At 43.0% G+C, this 16,229-nt stretch carries 19 protein-coding genes and 2 tRNA genes; 10 read left to right on the top strand and 11 right to left on the bottom strand.

What is annotated here, in order from left to right; translation table 11 throughout:
* Positions 1 to 81: 81 nt before the first annotated feature.
* From FTT71_RS05205 to FTT71_RS05185, 5 genes are all read right to left on the bottom strand, one after another.
* Entirely contained in the window at positions 82 to 816 is a 735-nt protein-coding gene (locus tag FTT71_RS05205) for a class I SAM-dependent methyltransferase (protein WP_154320240.1), read from the bottom strand.
* Positions 817 to 1,141: 325 nt separating this feature from the next.
* Positions 1,142 to 1,645 carry a hypothetical protein gene (locus FTT71_RS05200; RefSeq protein ID WP_228262050.1) on the bottom strand — a complete coding sequence of 168 codons (504 nt, stop codon included), beginning with the start codon at positions 1,643 to 1,645 and terminating at the stop codon, positions 1,142 to 1,144.
* 328 nt (positions 1,646 to 1,973) lie between these two features.
* A tRNA-Phe gene (locus FTT71_RS05195) sits at positions 1,974 to 2,049 on the bottom strand.
* 134 nt (positions 2,050 to 2,183) lie between these two features.
* Positions 2,184 to 2,259: transfer RNA gene (locus tag FTT71_RS05190), tRNA-Phe, on the bottom strand.
* A 525-nt stretch (positions 2,260 to 2,784) separates the two neighbouring features.
* On the bottom strand, positions 2,785 to 3,162 hold the full coding sequence (locus FTT71_RS05185; protein WP_096902643.1) for a GNAT family N-acetyltransferase: 378 nt from the start codon (positions 3,160 to 3,162) through the stop codon (positions 2,785 to 2,787).
* Between the two features lie 96 nt (positions 3,163 to 3,258).
* On the opposite strand from FTT71_RS05185, the gene hisB reads away from it, so the two are divergent.
* The 6 genes from hisB to FTT71_RS05155 all read left to right on the top strand — a co-directional run bounded on the left by hisB (position 3,259) and on the right by FTT71_RS05155 (position 7,837).
* Positions 3,259 to 3,852, top strand: a complete 594-nt coding sequence (gene hisB, locus FTT71_RS05180) for an imidazoleglycerol-phosphate dehydratase HisB (protein ID WP_096902642.1) — start codon at positions 3,259 to 3,261, stop codon at positions 3,850 to 3,852.
* Entirely contained in the window at positions 3,852 to 4,469 is a 618-nt protein-coding gene (gene hisH / locus FTT71_RS05175) for an imidazole glycerol phosphate synthase subunit HisH (protein ID WP_004974401.1), read from the top strand. Before hisB ends, hisH begins: the two co-directional genes overlap by 1 nt.
* A gap of 248 nt (positions 4,470 to 4,717) precedes the next feature.
* Positions 4,718 to 5,188, top strand: a complete 471-nt coding sequence (locus FTT71_RS05170; RefSeq protein WP_004974398.1) for a DUF805 domain-containing protein — start codon at positions 4,718 to 4,720, stop codon at positions 5,186 to 5,188.
* A gap of 169 nt (positions 5,189 to 5,357) precedes the next feature.
* Complete coding sequence (locus FTT71_RS05165) at positions 5,358 to 6,035, top strand: 3'-5' exonuclease domain-containing protein 2 (protein ID WP_180160758.1); 678 nt, start codon at positions 5,358 to 5,360, stop codon at positions 6,033 to 6,035.
* Positions 6,036 to 6,102: 67 nt separating this feature from the next.
* Positions 6,103 to 6,834 (top strand): 1-(5-phosphoribosyl)-5-[(5-phosphoribosylamino)methylideneamino]imidazole-4-carboxamide isomerase, encoded by a 732-nt coding sequence (gene hisA / locus FTT71_RS05160; RefSeq protein WP_004974395.1) that lies wholly within the window; start codon positions 6,103 to 6,105, stop codon positions 6,832 to 6,834.
* 94 nt (positions 6,835 to 6,928) lie between these two features.
* The gene (locus FTT71_RS05155; RefSeq protein WP_180160757.1) at positions 6,929 to 7,837 is read left to right on the top strand and encodes a DMT family transporter; all 909 of its coding nucleotides are present in this window, start codon (positions 6,929 to 6,931) and stop codon (positions 7,835 to 7,837) included.
* A gap of 55 nt (positions 7,838 to 7,892) precedes the next feature.
* Here the strand turns inward: FTT71_RS05155 and FTT71_RS05150 are convergent, their stop codons facing one another.
* Genes FTT71_RS05150 through FTT71_RS05140 form a run of 3 tightly spaced genes read right to left on the bottom strand, consistent with a single transcriptional unit; the run spans position 7,893 to position 9,930 of the window.
* Positions 7,893 to 8,297 (bottom strand): hypothetical protein, encoded by a 405-nt coding sequence (locus tag FTT71_RS05150; protein WP_004974391.1) that lies wholly within the window; start codon positions 8,295 to 8,297, stop codon positions 7,893 to 7,895.
* A 40-nt stretch (positions 8,298 to 8,337) separates the two neighbouring features.
* Positions 8,338 to 8,967 (bottom strand): DUF1294 domain-containing protein, encoded by a 630-nt coding sequence (locus tag FTT71_RS05145; protein ID WP_004974388.1) that lies wholly within the window; start codon positions 8,965 to 8,967, stop codon positions 8,338 to 8,340.
* 12 nt (positions 8,968 to 8,979) lie between these two features.
* Complete coding sequence (locus FTT71_RS05140; RefSeq protein ID WP_179996676.1) at positions 8,980 to 9,930, bottom strand: homoserine kinase; 951 nt, start codon at positions 9,928 to 9,930, stop codon at positions 8,980 to 8,982.
* Positions 9,931 to 10,043: 113 nt separating this feature from the next.
* Here FTT71_RS05140 and hisF point away from each other — a divergent pair, with 113 nt between their 5' ends.
* The gene (hisF, locus tag FTT71_RS05135; RefSeq protein ID WP_154320232.1) at positions 10,044 to 10,802 is read left to right on the top strand and encodes an imidazole glycerol phosphate synthase subunit HisF; all 759 of its coding nucleotides are present in this window, start codon (positions 10,044 to 10,046) and stop codon (positions 10,800 to 10,802) included.
* Between the two features lie 356 nt (positions 10,803 to 11,158).
* Here hisF and FTT71_RS05130 read toward each other — a convergent pair whose 3' ends face one another.
* Positions 11,159 to 11,773: a hypothetical protein gene (locus FTT71_RS05130; protein ID WP_154320231.1), complete on the bottom strand. Its 615-nt coding sequence runs from the start codon at positions 11,771 to 11,773 to the stop codon at positions 11,159 to 11,161.
* 127 nt (positions 11,774 to 11,900) lie between these two features.
* Between FTT71_RS05130 and FTT71_RS05125 the strand changes: the two genes are divergently transcribed.
* Both FTT71_RS05125 and aqpZ read left to right on the top strand, forming a co-directional pair.
* Positions 11,901 to 12,902: an AraC family transcriptional regulator gene (locus tag FTT71_RS05125; RefSeq protein WP_179989015.1), complete on the top strand. Its 1,002-nt coding sequence runs from the start codon at positions 11,901 to 11,903 to the stop codon at positions 12,900 to 12,902.
* A gap of 153 nt (positions 12,903 to 13,055) precedes the next feature.
* Positions 13,056 to 13,718: an aquaporin Z gene (aqpZ, locus tag FTT71_RS05120; RefSeq protein ID WP_180160793.1), complete on the top strand. Its 663-nt coding sequence runs from the start codon at positions 13,056 to 13,058 to the stop codon at positions 13,716 to 13,718.
* Positions 13,719 to 13,870: 152 nt separating this feature from the next.
* Here aqpZ and FTT71_RS05115 read toward each other — a convergent pair whose 3' ends face one another.
* Both FTT71_RS05115 and FTT71_RS05110 read right to left on the bottom strand, forming a co-directional pair.
* Entirely contained in the window at positions 13,871 to 14,116 is a 246-nt protein-coding gene (locus FTT71_RS05115; protein WP_004974374.1) for a hypothetical protein, read from the bottom strand.
* Positions 14,117 to 14,165: 49 nt separating this feature from the next.
* The gene (locus FTT71_RS05110; RefSeq protein WP_004974371.1) at positions 14,166 to 15,242 is read right to left on the bottom strand and encodes a DNA/RNA non-specific endonuclease; all 1,077 of its coding nucleotides are present in this window, start codon (positions 15,240 to 15,242) and stop codon (positions 14,166 to 14,168) included.
* A 344-nt stretch (positions 15,243 to 15,586) separates the two neighbouring features.
* On the opposite strand from FTT71_RS05110, the gene FTT71_RS05105 reads away from it, so the two are divergent.
* On the top strand, positions 15,587 to 16,192 hold the full coding sequence (locus FTT71_RS05105) for a hypothetical protein (RefSeq protein ID WP_004974369.1): 606 nt from the start codon (positions 15,587 to 15,589) through the stop codon (positions 16,190 to 16,192).
* Positions 16,193 to 16,229: the final 37 nt, after the last annotated feature.

The raw sequence follows: 16,229 nt of genomic DNA, 5'->3' as shown, positions 1-16,229 counted from the left end.
GGTAAATTACACCTGTGGAGAAACATCCTTTTTTCACCAACTTATATTTTAAGTTCAAAAATCACTCAATACATTGACTTTTTATACCAAGCGACCTAAACGCAGCAAAACTGGAAACTGAATTTCCAAGCCCTGAGCAGGTTGCTGCTGCAACAATTGTTGTAATTCAAGCAAGGGCGTATCAGTATGTTGCTTTAAATAATGCTGCAGTCCCGACCAAGTGTTTAAATAATTCAGCAATTGTGCTGCCGACCAACGATATTTCAGGCAAAGTTCGGGTGTCACGATTTCTTGAAATGGGAAAGGAATCGTGCGATATAAGTCATCAATATAACGACGTTCAGCATCCCAACAACCTTTTAAGGTCTGAAAATACAAGCGTTGAATTGCGGTATTCACCTCAGGATCTACAGCTTGAATCAGACCGTAGCCCACCGCAGCAAATATTCCACTCGGTTTTAGCACCCGATGCACTTCGGCATAAAAGGCATCAAAATTGAACCAGTGAATCGCTTGTGCAACGGTAATTAAATCCACACTCGCATCTGCCAATCCGCTGTCTTGCGCCAAGCAGATACGATAACTCACATTTGCCCACTGCGGTGCCAAATCCAACTGTGCTTGACTTAAATCTGTGGCTAAAATCTGCTGAAAATGTGGTACCAATAACTGGGTAAACTGCCCCGAACCGGCACCACAATCCCAGGCAAAAGTTCGTTCAGGTACATGCTTTAAAATTTCCTGGACAATTTCTGCAGAATAAGCCGGACGGGCCTGTTTATAGCGCAAGCTGTCATCAGAAAACAGATCTTTCATTTAACGATGCTCATAATATTTATAAATTTAATCAATGACCTGATCAATTCTAAAACTGGTCTGGGCAATGAGCACCCGCTGATCATTCAATTGATAATATTTAACATCGTATGGAGCCAATTTCCAGCTCTGGGCAGGATTAAAACTGACCCGGTGGTTCCCGACTGGCTGAGCATATAACGGAGTAATGATCTCTGAAGAACATGACTAGCTCACAGGCTGAAAACAGCCCCAATTTTCAACTGCGCAGGCATTTGCCACTTTCTCGCGGCGGCAAATATAGGCTTCGCTGGCAAAGCTAAGGATTTTTTCAAAAGAAAAATGATTACTTTTTCGGTGTCGGTAGCTCAGGTACAGAAAAATTATTTATAGAATGTTCAATCGTACCAATGCTGACATTTTTCAGGTCGAGCTGTATATGCATATCACGATCGATGGGCTGCATACTGTTGCTATTGCTACGATCAATATGCTGCATACTGTTGCTACGGTTTATACCAAAGGGTTGCAACATAATATACAAGCCTTGTGTAGGATCACTCGACTGTAAACCCTGAGCAATACTCAATACATACTGTTGTAGAAAGGGCGATAACGAATTTAGGTCGGGTTGTGCTTGTAAGGGCTGAATTTCCAGATTGGCAACCACATGGCTGTCGATCATAAAGTTTTGTGCTTCACGTGAATTACGAATAACTTGATGCTGTAAAGCACGGAGATTTTTTTCATCATTCTGATACGGCACAATCCCGGTTTCTGTACGTAACTCTGGCTCGGCCAGTACGTGCAGGGTGGGTAAGGTCACCGCGTCATCCGCGTGGACCATCATGCTCCATGGACAGCCCAATATCAGCAGCAAAGGATATATTTTTATAAATTTCATAAACTTTTCTCGCAACGTAATTTCAGGACAATGCAGTTTTACACCATGCAAGAAAAAAATTTTTCACTGCAACCGTATACGTTTTATAGCCTACCTGAAAATCAATTTTGGCTCACCTTGACTCGGATAAACGGTCTTTTTCACTTTCTTAAATCTATTATGGGTATGCAATTTTTCTTGGAATTTTAATGCGCTTTGCATGTAATTATAATTCTCTATGACCAACCTAGAGGCGAAAAAAAAACCTCAAACAGTGTTTGAGGCTTTTTGAATATGGTGGCGAGACCCAGGATCGAACTGGGGACACACGGATTTTCAATCCGTTGCTCTACCGACTGAGCTATCACGCCAATGCCGTGTATTAAGCCGTATCTCGGCTGAATAGTCAATAAAAATCATCACTTTTTTATTTGATCGCATAAATTTTATGCAAAAAAAATCCCTGATGGGATCAGGGATTGAAAACGTTTAACCGTTTTGAATATGGTGGCGAGACCCAGGATCGAACTGGGGACACACGGATTTTCAATCCGTTGCTCTACCGACTGAGCTATCACGCCAATGACGCGTATTAAACAGTTTCAGCTGTAAATCGTCAATAGTCTTTTTCGCTTTTCAGTGCAAATGTTTACTTTTACAGCAACCTCATTCTATTTCTGCTGAAATATCACCCAAAAATTTAAAAATGAGTTCTTTTCCAATTAAATTTTGACAAACTTCCGATACGCGAATGTGGGGCACGGATGCCCCACGTTACCCATCACGACAAGGATGTCGTGTATGGGTAACAAAAGACTTTTGCCTACTTTGGGTCTTGCCAAAGTAGGAAGATGCCTACGCAAAGCTATTTAAACCTTAGCTAAAAATTGTGGCTGTGCAAGCACAAAAAACAATATAGGATTTAGATAAACTTCTTTGACAAATCCGATTAAAACCATACTTCAATCCCCCATCATCCTCTTACGGAAGATATTCCTCATCCCTGAGCCATATATGGCGCAAGAGAAGGGATTTTCGATACTAATTTAATTTTGACCTATACGGATAAACTGAAAAGACAGACACAACGTCAGCTTTTTAAAAACTCACAACTTACCCAAATGCGCCAAACAACGATGAATCGCACCACAACCCGGCTGAAAGTGCTGCACACCTTTGGCTTCTTCCATACGGCACACCTCACTCACCAAACGATCTGCCACACCTCGACCACGGTTTGCAGGATGCACCACAATATATTCAAGCGTACGATGATCATCTTGCCCTGTGCACCAAATCGCACCAATCACTTTAGTATTAAATTCTGCCGTGTAAAGTAGGGTATACTGAGCCAAGTTCTGCTCAAGTTGGCTTACCGCATCTTGCCCATCGCCAAATTCAGGGCTGGTATCATACAGTCGCTCAAGCTGGCTGCGCACTTCGGTATTTTCCAGTGAAGTATAGGCATGTACGGTAATAGGCATTGATTAACCCTCCTGAGCAATCTAATATGCTGAGACTTCGTCACAGCGAAAACATTTTACATCAATCATTTTTGACGTTTTTTGAGGAACGTGTCTATGACCCAACGTATCAGTGAAGTGGTGAGAAATACCAACGAAACTAAAATTCGAGTTCGTGTGAATCTGGACGGTACGGGTCAAGGCACACTCAACACTGGAGTTCCATTTTTAGACCATATGATTGATCAAATCAAGCGACACGGTTTGTTTGATATTGATATTCATTGTGATGGCGACTTGGAAATTGATGATCACCACACTGTAGAAGACTGTGGTATCACGCTTGGACAAGCTTTTGCTCAAGCTTTGGGCGATAAAAAAGGTTTACGACGCTACGGTCACTTTTACGCACCACTTGATGAATCTTTAAGCCGTGTGATTGTCGATTTATCGGGTCGTCCGGGTTTATTTATGGATATTCCATTTACCCGCGCACGTATTGGTACTTTTGATGTGGATTTATTCTCAGAATTCTTCCAAGGCTTTGTCAACCATGCATTAATGACACTGCACATCGACAACCTCAAAGGTAAAAACAGCCACCACCAAATTGAAAGCGTATTTAAAGCATTTGCACGTGCTTTACGCATGGCATGTGAAGTCGATCCGCGTGCTGAAAATACAGTGGCATCAACCAAAGGAACACTCTAATGACCCGAATTGCCCTTCTTGACTATGGCATGGGAAATTTACACTCTGCAGCGAAAGCTTTAGAGCATGTGGGTGCAACGGTAGATGTGACCAATGACCCAAAACTGATTGCACAAGCCGATAAAATTGTGTTTCCAGGTGTGGGTGCTATGCGTGATTGTATGCAAGGCATGCATGAAGCTGGCATTGATGACGTGGTACGCAACGCGGTCTTTAATAAACCTGTACTTGCAATTTGTGTAGGCATGCAGGCGCTGATGCAACATTCCGAAGAAAATGGCGGAGCAGATGCACTGGGCATTTTTGCAGGTACAGTCAAACGCTTTCCTGAAGTAGCAGGTTTAAAAGTGCCACACATGGGTTGGAATCAGGTACATCAACGTGACCCGAGCCACCCTATGTGGAACAACATTGAACAAGATGCGCGTTTTTACTTCGTACATAGTTTTTATGTTGAACCGCAAGATGAAAAAATCGTGGCCGCGACCTGTGATTATGGTTTAACTTTCTGTACAGCCCTGCATCAAGACAACTTGTTTGCAACGCAGTTCCACCCAGAAAAAAGTCACACTGTTGGTTTGCAGTTACTAAAAAACTTTGTGGAATGGAATATCTAATATTCAGGATGCTTCAATCAATAAAGCCGAGTTAATCTCGGCTTTATTTTTGCGTGAATGTTTTTCACTTTTATTGCACATTGATTTGTGTTTAAAATTAAAGCGTTTTTTATACCTTTTATTCAAAATAAACTGAGGGTCTGTCGATAATTGGTCTATGTTTGCGATGTGAGAGAGATATCTCACAAGATTTTTGAGCAAATATACGGTATGCGACAGAAAATTCAAAAAATCTAGGAATTACAACAATGAGTCAATATGTAGAAGATTCTGCACTCAGTGCAGCGGGGCGTTTTGGTCGATTATCATTTTTAGCGTGGAACTGTTTGCTCAGCTTGGGGCTTGCAGTACTGATTGCAATTATTGCCGTTGTTGCACCCAATTTATTGCTAGAGCTCGGCTCTGGCTCTATGGGCATCGGCATGATCTTGCTCGTGATCATTTATATCGTTGCGTTCTATTTTAGCTTTATTTTCACCATCCGCCGCTTGCATGACCGCAATCATACTGGCTGGTTATCTTTGCTGATTTTGGTGCCTTTGGTGAATATTATTATGGGTTTATATTTGGTATTTGCACCTGGCGATGATCGTCAAAATAGCTATGGTGCGGTACGTGAAACTGCAGGTTGGGAAAAAGTACTGGCTTGGATTTTTATTGTGCTGATGATTTTGGCGATTATTGGCAGCTTCTTGTCAGGTATATTCAGCAACGTCTAAGCAAAAATATTCCACTTGGTTGATATTTCGAAATAGCCCATCTATTGGGCTATTTTTTCAGGATATTCGCTGCAATCTTTGTCCTGCACAGCATTTTCAATCTTTTAAACTTTGCCAAATTCCGCAAAACGCTTTAGGCTAAAACCGCTTCTTTACCGCTTTGAATGTTATGGATCTCACTCGTCTGCGTACCCTGCCTAGCCCTGATGAAATTCGGCAATTGCCACTGTTTGAAAATATTGCGCGTCAAAATATTGTACTGATTCAAAATCTAGAGCAATGTCTAGCAATTGAAGCTGAACTGAAAACCGCAGCTGTCTTGGGTTTCGATTCTGAATCTAAACCCACGTTTAATGTAGGCGAAGTTTCTACAGGCCCGCATTTAATTCAGCTCGCAACCTTAGAAAAAGCCTATCTATTTCAGCTCAATGATGACATTTGGCAATTTTTGCAGCCAGTTTTTGCCAATCGCGATCAAATTAAAGTAGGTTTTGGGCTGAAAAATGATGCCCATTTATTTCGTAAAAAAAGTATACAACTGAATAGCGTGATTGAACTATCCAAATGTTTTGGCAGTTTTGGTTTTAAAAGTCCGCTTGGGCTTAAAAATGCCATGGCATTATTATTTCACGTTCATTTCCCTAAAAGCCGAAGTATCAGCACCTCAAACTGGGCATGCAAACAGCTCAGTGAAGCACAAATTGCCTATGCTGCCGCCGATGCCTACGCACCTGTGTTGATATTTGAAGAATTGGGGCGTTTGGGTCTATTGCCCGAGCATATCCCAAACAGTTCACTCAAATTGCGGATTCGTCCCTCTAAAACAAAACCTACAACAGATGCTTAGATATTTAACAATACTTTGTTAAGATGCACAGATTGAATTCAATAAGTTTTTGGCAAGGAGCGAAAGCATGCTGATCATCCCTGCAATTGACCTGAAAGATGGCAAGTGTGTTCGTTTAAAACAAGGTCGTATGGAAGATGATACTGTATTTTCTGACGATCCAGTGGCAACAGCACAACACTGGGTAAATGAAGGCGCGCGTCGCTTGCATTTAGTCGATTTAAACGGCGCTTTCGCAGGTACGCCAATTCATAAACCTGTGGTTGAAGCGATTGCAAAATCACAACCGGATCTTCCAATTCAAATTGGTGGCGGTATTCGTTCACTCGAAACCATCGAACACTATTTGGATGCAGGCGTATCGTTCGTGATTATTGGTACCAAAGCCGTACAAGAGCCTACTTTTGTAGAAGAAGCCTGCAAGAAATTTGCAGGACACATCATTGTCGGCATTGACGCCATGAATGGCATGGTGGCTACTGATGGTTGGGCCAACGTCACAGACGTGAAGGCAACAGATTTAGCTAAGCGTTTTGCCGATGCAGGTGTATCTAGCATTGTTTATACCGATATTGCCCGTGATGGCATGATGCAAGGTGTGAACGTAGAACAAACCGTAAACTTGGCGCAATATTCAGGCTTACCCGTGATTGCTTCTGGCGGTGTGACCAATTTAGATGACGTACGCAACCTAAAAGGTCAGCCTGGCATTTTAGGTGCGATTACAGGTCGTGCAATTTACGAAGGCACGTTAAGCCTGCGTGAGGCACAGTTGCTTTTAGATGAGCAATCTTTGTAATTCTGCCGCGTATTTTTAAAGAGGTCTGCGGACCTCTTTTTTATTTTGATTTTATTTTACTCATTTTGAGTTTTCTTCATCTCCCACTGGTTCTATGTCTCAGCTTTCACCAATGCTTCGCAGCAAAGCCCCGCAACTGGCGCTCATTTTGATTACCTTAATTTGGGGTGCAACCTTCATTACCGTGCAATACGGTTTGAACTTCAGCAGTCCAGTACTGTTTGTAGGCTTACGTTTTGCCGCAGCCACGTTGGCCGTGGGGCTGATTTCATGGCGAAGCTTACGTGGTTTTAGCATCGATGAACTCTATGCAGGCTTTGCCATAGGCGCAGTCATTGCGCTAGGTTATGTCACTCAAACCATTGGCTTACAAAGTATCAGCAGTAGCGAATCGGCCTTTTTAACGGCGCTGTATGTCCCGCTTGTACCGCTATTGCTGTGGTTATGCTTTGATCAACGTCCGCATGTCATGACTTGGTTGGGTGCTATTTTGGCATTTGTAGGCTTGGTCTTTTTAACAGGCAATGGCTTAGGCGCAATTCAGTTAAGTTTTGGACAAGCCATTACTTTAATCGGTTCAATTGCGATTGCCTTTGAAATTATTTTAATTAGCTATTTTGCCAATCGGGTCAATTTAAAGCGCGTTACCCTCATCCAACTGGGTTGTGCATCGTTATTGTGTTTTGCGATTGCGCCACTGGTCGGAGAAACCCAATTACCCGAATTTCAGTGGTCACTCCTTGCTGTTTTGCTTGGCTTAGGCATTGCCAGTGCCGTAATTCAATTGGTGATGAACTGGGCACAACGACAAGTTGACCCTGCGCAAGCGGCTATTATTTATGCAGGTGAACCTGTTTGGGCAGCATTGATTGGACGTTTGGCAGGCGAGCGCTTAGCCGTTTTGGCGTTGTTCGGGGGACTACTGGTGGTTTTAGGGGTGCTGGTCAGCGAATGGCGACCAAAATTTTTAAATCGAAACACATCATCCCAAAAAGTTGAATAAACAGCATCTAGGCAAGATCGCTCAAAACATCTTAAAAAGACGAACGAACGTGAATTTAATGATACATCGGTAAATTATCATTCACGCGAATTAAACCGCGTATAGCACGGTAAACAATCCATAACCACGAAATAGCAACCACTGCGATACAGAAAAGTGTCGCAGCCAAAGTCATACTGGCAAAGCTTTGCGCATCTGGACTAAAGAACACCAAAAAGAACGGCACAAAGGCCACAATATTCCAAAACAGATACCACCAGAAGCTGCGAATTTGCCAAGTAAAATGACTGGCAAAAATTGAACCTTGTACATCACTACGTTTTAAATAGTTGATGATTAAGGCAATCACGGCCAATATCCCCGCAGAAAAAATCGCCACGATATACAGCACATATAAAATCATGGTCAATGAACGATGTGGGTCTTGATCTACTGAATATGAATGCTCTGCGTCTGACATAATGCACCTGACAAGCCTGTTACTGGAACAATATTCCCAATTAGATGTTAAGCTGATTCAACGGAGAAATCATCCATAAAATCAGAAAGATATTTAAGCCTATCGTACAAAAATAAATCTTACCAAAGGGTTGTTTTTGTGTTTTATGGCGTAATTTTTGTTGTGCTAACCATGCTGCAGGCCAACCCCCTAAAAAAGCCACAATATGCAAGTTATTTTCAGGAATACGACGTCCACCCTGCTGTGCAGCTTCTTTATCTTGTGCATACAGCCAATAACTCAGCGCATTCATCAAACTGATGAATAATAACAACATACCACTGAGCAATCCCAACAGCATCAGCAAAGCCAAAGCAACAATATAAGCCACACACAATATTTGCATCGGCTGCATTTTTTGCGTGCTGTTGGATATTTTTGTACTCACAGCAGATGCCTTTGCCGCCTTGGTCTGCGAAGCTTTTAAATACACCGCTTGCTGCGCTCGGTAACGTCCACGCTCATCCACAGTCACTGTGTATTCTAAGGCACAGCCCACAATTGGACGTGGACCTTGTCGGGCGAAGTCCTTAATGTGTAAAAACACGCGATCTTTTTGGTGGTCATTCGGCTGAATAAACCCATAACCCTGCTCATCAAACCATTCGACTAAACGCCCTTGATCACGCATGTTCTATATCCCTCAAGCTGTCACAAACTTTAAGCGTTCAATCAGCATATTCCGCATTTCATCTGGATTTTTCTGCAGAATATCTGCGCCTGTCCGCCCTTCTGCCGCATTTTTAGCAGCCACCTGCAAACGCATTAACCAAAAACGTCCTGCCGCCATTGCCAAATACAGTTCTAAACAAGCCTTTTCGTCTTGGGTTAAAGGACGCACGGTTTCGTAGGCATTTAAAAATGCCATCGCCTTGCTTTCATTTAAGCTCAACTCAGGAAAGTCGGTACAAAAATCATTTAGGGTAATCGCAATATCAAACAGCAATTCATCTTGATTTAATTCATAAAAATCTAAAATGCCTTGCAACTGATCATCTGCAAACAAGGTATTGTCACGGAATAAATCCGAGTGAATAAAACCTTTAGGACGCTGCGGATAGACTGCGGTTAAGGCTTCATACAAGCCCAAAAGTTTGGACAGTAAGGCTTGATCGGCCACATGCATGCTTGGTTTTAATTGGCGTGCGACCCCTGCCCAATAAGCGTGATCACGTACATGATCGCGCTGCAAAGGAAAATTTTGTAAGGCCACATGCATTTTGGCTTGTGCAATCGCAATCGCTTCCACTTGCGCCACTGTTGCCAGTGTCGGATGCTGCCCAATTAAACGCGGTGCAATTTGTGCAGGTTTTTCTTTTAATTGGTGAATGGCTTGTCCCGAATAGGATAAAGGCACTGCCACAGGCAAACCCGCTTGCCCCAAATGCTGTAATACAGGAATTAATTCGCCTGCCGCTTGCTGATCTAACTCTTCAAAAATGGTCAGCACGTACTCGTTTTGATTGTCGCAACGCAAAAAATAATTGGTATTTTGAATCCCCCCTTGAATGGGAATCAGCTCGACCACCTCCAATCCATAAGGCGCTGCAAAGACCTGAACTTCCTTTAAAGTCAAAGGAGTATAAACCGACATAGAAAACCTGCGAAAAACCTGAGCTAAGTTTGATAGAATACCCGCTCCATCTGCCAAGGTGTAGCGCTTGTGTGGGTGAGTTTCATAATCGGCTGTAATAATTGGAAAAATTTATGCTAGCGAAACGTATTATTCCTTGCCTAGACGTAGATAATGGTCGCGTGGTTAAGGGCGTGCAATTCCTTGATATTCGTGATGCGGGCGACCCTGTCGAAGTGGCGCGTCGTTATAATGAACAAGGTGCCGATGAAATCACCTTTTTAGACATTACCGCTACCCATCATGGTCGTGATACGACTTATCGTACCGTAGAACGTATGGCAGAAACCGTGTTCGTGCCCCTCACCGTTGGTGGTGGCGTGCGCAAGGTTGAAGACATTCGCCTATTATTGAACGCAGGTGCAGATAAAGTCAGCATTAACTCTGCAGCCGTGTTTAACCCAGAATTTGTGCAAGAAGCCTCACAACGTTTTGGCGCACAATGTATTGTGGTTGCTATTGATGCGAAAAAAACGGGTGATAACAAATGGGAAATTTTCACCCACGGTGGTCGTAAACCCACTGGTATTGACGCAATTGAATGGGCTGTGAAAATGGCGGACTACGGCGCAGGTGAGTTGTTGGTCACCTCAATGGATGCCGATGGCACCAAAGCAGGCTATGACTTGGCGCTCATGCGTGCCATCAATGACCGTGTAATGGTACCTACCATTGCTTCTGGCGGTGTAGGTAATTTACAGCACTTGGCAGATGGTATTTTAAAAGGCGGTGCCGATGCGGTACTGGCAGCCTCAATTTTCCACTTTGGTCAGCATACCATTCCTGAAGCCAAACAATATTTGGCAGCACAAGGCATTGAAATGCGTTTGTAAAATCATAGTGCAAACGAACTGTGAAAAGTGCAATCTGAAGATTGCACTTTTTTTAGCTTAAAATTGAAGTAAAGGTAAAATTTAGGCAGAAAAAAAGGAGTCCGAAGACTCCTATCAACTCAAAAAACCACAGCGCTGAGGTTCTTTTATCTTTTTAAATAGACTTATAAAAAAATAATCAACAAAATCAATTTATCATCACACAATATTCAACCGAAACATCCGTGGATATTTCACTGCACACAATATACGCAGAGCTTTAGCTGAAATATTGACCAAAAACACCAAAAACATTGACCATTTGCGACAAGACTTGCCCAAGCTGTCAGTACAAACCTTCATTTGCTGCAATACAGTTAAGATAACTGCTCTGCCACAGCTAATTTTTTCTCGACCCATTTGGCAGGAAAATATGCAGCAGACAGATGGTTTAAACCCTGTGCAATCACCCGAGGTAAGGCAATGCCTAACGGATTTTGCTCCTGTAAGGCAGGTGCTGAAATGACTCGCGTTCCTAAAATATAATCAAACCACGGTTTGGTCACGCACCAGTTCGCATCCTGATTACTGTTCATGTGATGGTCATAATGCCACGGAATTTTCTTAACTGCCCACTCTGGCTCTAAATGCGCACGACGGTGAATATAATAATAATTCGCAGCACTATATAGCGCAGCCAAACTCATACCCTTAGAAATTGGATAGAACACGCCACTGGCCACCGTTGCCACCACAGCCAAAGACACAATTTCATTTTTGGTACGCCAGTTGCGAATCCCTTCGACATAGCCATGATCGTGAAAACTGGTTTTACGCACTTCACGATGATGTTCCCAATGTGATTTCATACTTTCAGGCACAGGACTATAACGGCGCTGCCCTGCTCGATGCGTTCCGTGCAAAATATATTTATGTGCCACCCATTCAAAACCATTGGCAACCACCAAACCTGCTAGAAATCCTTTCCACATCGCTATTTCTCCTTAAACACAGGACATCTTGACTCTGATGTTCACTATAGGCATGTGAGATTGACTAGATCTTGACCAAAAAAATCAATATCATTGACAAATGACGACAAAAATAAACCGATAACACATGCAACAATTCAAAGAGTATACGGGCTCGATCTATGGTGGCTTAGGGCATTTATTGATGTGCTATTACCAAGCAAAAAAGCTGCCCATTCCAGAAAAATTACATCAGATTCAAAATCTGGAACGTTTTGATTATGCCCTCTGGCGTGACTTGCTCAGCACTTTGGAGCAACAATTACCACAACCTGCTTTGGGTTTGGAAATTGCCAAATACGTGCAGCCCAAACATTTAGGCATCATTGCATATTTAGCCTTGTCCTGTGATCATCTGGGCGAAGCATTACAGCGTTACCACGATTTTCATCGCTTGATTTACGATGGTGGCCCATTGCAGGTCGAAGCACAAAACGATTACTTATCCATTCGTTGGTCAGAATTATCCGTGCACATGACCACACAATTAACCGATGAAATTGCCATTGCCTTGATGATGGAATTTTTGAAGCACTTTATGCAGTTTGAGGATATTTGCCTGCACGAAGTACATTTTCATCATCCTGCACCCAAAAATATTGCACTGTATGAGCAGTATTTTCATTGTAAAGTGCGCTTTTCTCAGCCAATTACCCAAGTGTTGTTGCCTGTTTCCGAACTGGCAAAACCTTTTCATCAGGGCGATCAAACCTTACAGCATTTATTGTTGCAACAGGCGCAAGCCTTACTGGAAAAGCTACCGAATAGCACCCAAACCGATCAGCGTTTACAGCAAGCCATTTTGACGGGGCTGCAAAAAAATATGTATCAAATTGAACATATTGCTCAGCAATTACATATTTCTGTACGTCAGTTGCAACGTCATTTGCAACAGCAAGGCACGACCTACCAAAAACGCATGCAGGAAGTACGCTGTTTATTGGCAGAACAATATTTACAAGACCCACATTTAAGTCTGCAAGAAATTGCGCTATTGCTGGGTTATTCAGAACAAAGTGCCTTTCAGCGTGCGTTTAAACAATGGACGCAGCACACACCACAACAATGGCGGATGCAACGTGCTTCATGATTGCTTCTTTTTACTTTAATTTGTGTTAAATTCATCACAATATCGATCTAAAATGCGATAAATTTAATTGAAGTTTGATTAATTAACTCAAAAAATAAGCACTGGAGAATCAAATTGAATAAGTATTTCGCAGAACTGGCTGGCACATTCTAGCTGGTATTTGGTGGTTGTGGTGGTGCGGTATTGGCTGCAGCTTTTCCTGAATTGGGCATTGGTTTTGTGGGGGTATCCCTCGCGTTCGGTCTGACCGTATTAACCGCGGCCTATGCACTTGGGCACATTTCAGGTGGTCAATTTAACCCTGCAGTCAGTATTGGTTTGTGGGCAGGTGGACGTTTTGAAGCCAAAGAACTCGCACCGTATATTATTTCACAAATTATTGGTGCGACTCTGGCCGCACTGGTGTTGTATCTGATTGTACAGGGTCAGGCAGGTTTTGCAGGCACAGGCGGTTTCGCGACCAACGGTTATGGTGATTTATCTCCAGGAAAATATGCCCTCAGTTCAGTATTATTGATTGAAGTGGTACTCACTGCTGGCTTTTTGATGGTGATTATGGGTGCAACCGCCAAACGTGCACCTGCAGGTTTTGCTCCAATTGCAATTGGTTTGGCACTGACCTTAATCCATCTGATCAGTATTCCTGTAACCAATACTTCCGTGAACCCTGCACGTAGTACAGGTGTGGCGTTCTTTGCTGAAACTGCAGCACTCAGCCAGCTTTGGGCTTTCTGGGTTGCACCGATTGTAGGTGCGGTGATTGGTGCGGTGATTGGTGCGGTGCTGTATCGCGCTATGGCAAAAGCTGAAGACTGATCTTCAAAACTTTAAATCCACAGCTTTTCAAGATGTCTGGGATTTATCTAAAAACACACAAAACAACAAAGCCCGTTCAAGCGTTTGAGCGGGCTTTTTAATGGCTTAGATGAGCAGATTAAAGTAGATTTAATATCTTGAGATGGCATCCATTATAAAAATGGATTTTCAATTTCACCCGCTTCGGGACGATCTAACTTTTCAGGCAGATTCGGAGTCTGCTCCAAAGTTGCAACAACTTCATTCAAAAAAGCCTGTAGTGCTTTGGCTGCCTGTAAACCCGCCTGATCTTTGCTGATTTGCAAATTGCCATACACATTGATGCAATCTAAATCATTTTCTAAGGTTAAGTCATGAATCGCATGTGATTCAGTCCCATTTTGAAACGGTTTAAACATTGAATTCACCTTAGCATGAAGGATGCAATATCCATCATCTTAACCCAGTTTAAGATTTCAACAACTGTAAAATATATTGCAATAAAGCTTCAATCAATTGCTTCACAATTGCATCTTGGGTATCTGCATCAATGCTAGCACCCGATGCAGGACTACTGCCTGAGCGTTTAAATTCGGTTTGCAAGGCTTGTAATTGCTCAGCAGATACATCTTCTGCGCACTGGCTTTCTGCATCCCAATGTGAGTAGGCAATCGGTGTATTGGCTTTTACAGCATTTGCAGTCAAAGGCAATTTATAGGTATTGCGCTTTTGTTCTTCACTTAATTGTGGGAATAAATTAATGCCCAACTGTTCTTCTAAATAGCAGACACTCACCACTTGCACCTGTAACGAGTCGTTATTGGGCGCGTAATAAGCCCCTATCGCGCCTGTTTTGGGCATATACACAGCTTTATACACCGCAGTCGGCACAATAACGCCCTGCCCAATGGTTTTTAGACGCTTGGCATTAAAACTTGGCCCCGTAATCACATACACATCTTGCTTTTGCTTAGTCACCACCGCTCGGGTGGCTTCTTCAAGTTCACGCCAGACCTGCTGATTATTTTTAGGGGCTTGCGGCACCATATTTGCCAAAGAAAAACTGTCAAACTGGGCTGCCAAGTTGGTCATGTCGGCATTCGGTGCCATGTGTCCACGGTCATAACCCGAACCACGATAATCCAGCAAAGTCGCACGATGCTCGGCTTTGACGCGCGGTTCTTCGTGAAAGTTATCTTCACGTGGAATCCGCTGACTCAAACGCGCTGGTGTTAAGGCTTCTGCCACCCATAACGGGGTTTTGGATACCCCTGAATACATCACATTAAAGTCATTAAAACACAGCGGATAGCTGTCTTTTTGCAGGCTATTTTTCAGTAAATAGGGCGGCGTTTCTCGATAGAACTGGGTTAGGCAAGCACTATTTCCTGAACTCGGCACCAGTGAAGTCCACTGGCTAATTTTTTCTTGACCAAAAGCAATCACAAAACTCCCTGTTGCCACTACACCGAGTAGCACTTTCAAGCTGTTTTGATTGAAAATTTGAGTCCAAATGTTGTTGGAATTGCGCCGTTTTCTTGCCATAACCGTTACTGTGACTTCGCTCTAAATCCGCAGAGTTTGCCCGAGCTTAACAATCCACTCACAGCTTGTATATGAAGCACCTCTTGTTCGTCTAACAATTAAACAAAACCCGCGCCATAACACCACAAAAGCCATACACAGCCTGAGTTTTAAGCACTTTTGACATCAGTCTAGATCAAGTTTGGTAGATTTGATTGCATCCGTTTTAGCGAATCTGCCAAGCTAAATACACCTTAAAGACATCGCTCAGCGACACCCAAGCGCATTGCGCTGCTCTAGCTGGATGTCATTGACGATTTAAATTGGTTTTAACTTTATTTTTGCGATTTTTGATGGAGAAATACATGCGTTTTCATCTTTTTGCTTGTGCTTTGGTTGGTAGCAGTATCAGCATTTCTGCCTTTGCCGAACCACCCATTCAAGCAGGTGATACTTTAGAAAGTTTATCTAAAGTCAAAATAAGCACCACGATTAATGGGCAAGCAGGCTCACTACAAGAATTAATCGCCAATGGTCAGATACGCATTGTACCGAGTACAGATACAAACTTAACAAGTCCAGCAGAAAATATAGCGCAACAGCCTGCAAACCAAATTTCAGCCGAACAAGCCAATCTGGCTCAAGACAATGTACCGATGACGATGCCTGTCGGGACTGAATCCGAACTGCAACACGCAGCGCAGGCAGAGCAAGTGAGCGAACAACACATACAAGCCACCTCTGCGCCATTATTGTCATCTTCAGCCGATTTACCTGTAAATGCTGGCGATGATGTGGATGTCACCGCAGAAGCGCTAAATGCTGCACCACAAAACCCTGCTGCATCTGAACAAGCAGCAGTCAATCTGCCCACGACTGAACGGCTTGAAACCACAGCACCTGCGGCACAGGGCGCAGATGTAAACGATATAGATTTAAGCCATCTACAACCAAGTGATACGGAACAATAAGATCTGTTTAAGACCAATCTTGAGCTAAAAATAAAAA

Origin of the sequence: Acinetobacter sp. YH01004 (assembly GCF_013420455.1) — a bacterium.
Classification (GTDB): Bacteria; Pseudomonadota; Gammaproteobacteria; order Pseudomonadales; family Moraxellaceae; genus Acinetobacter; species Acinetobacter towneri.
The sequence above is the reverse complement of the archived record's forward strand: the minus strand, read 5'-3'. Positions and strand labels throughout refer to the sequence as shown.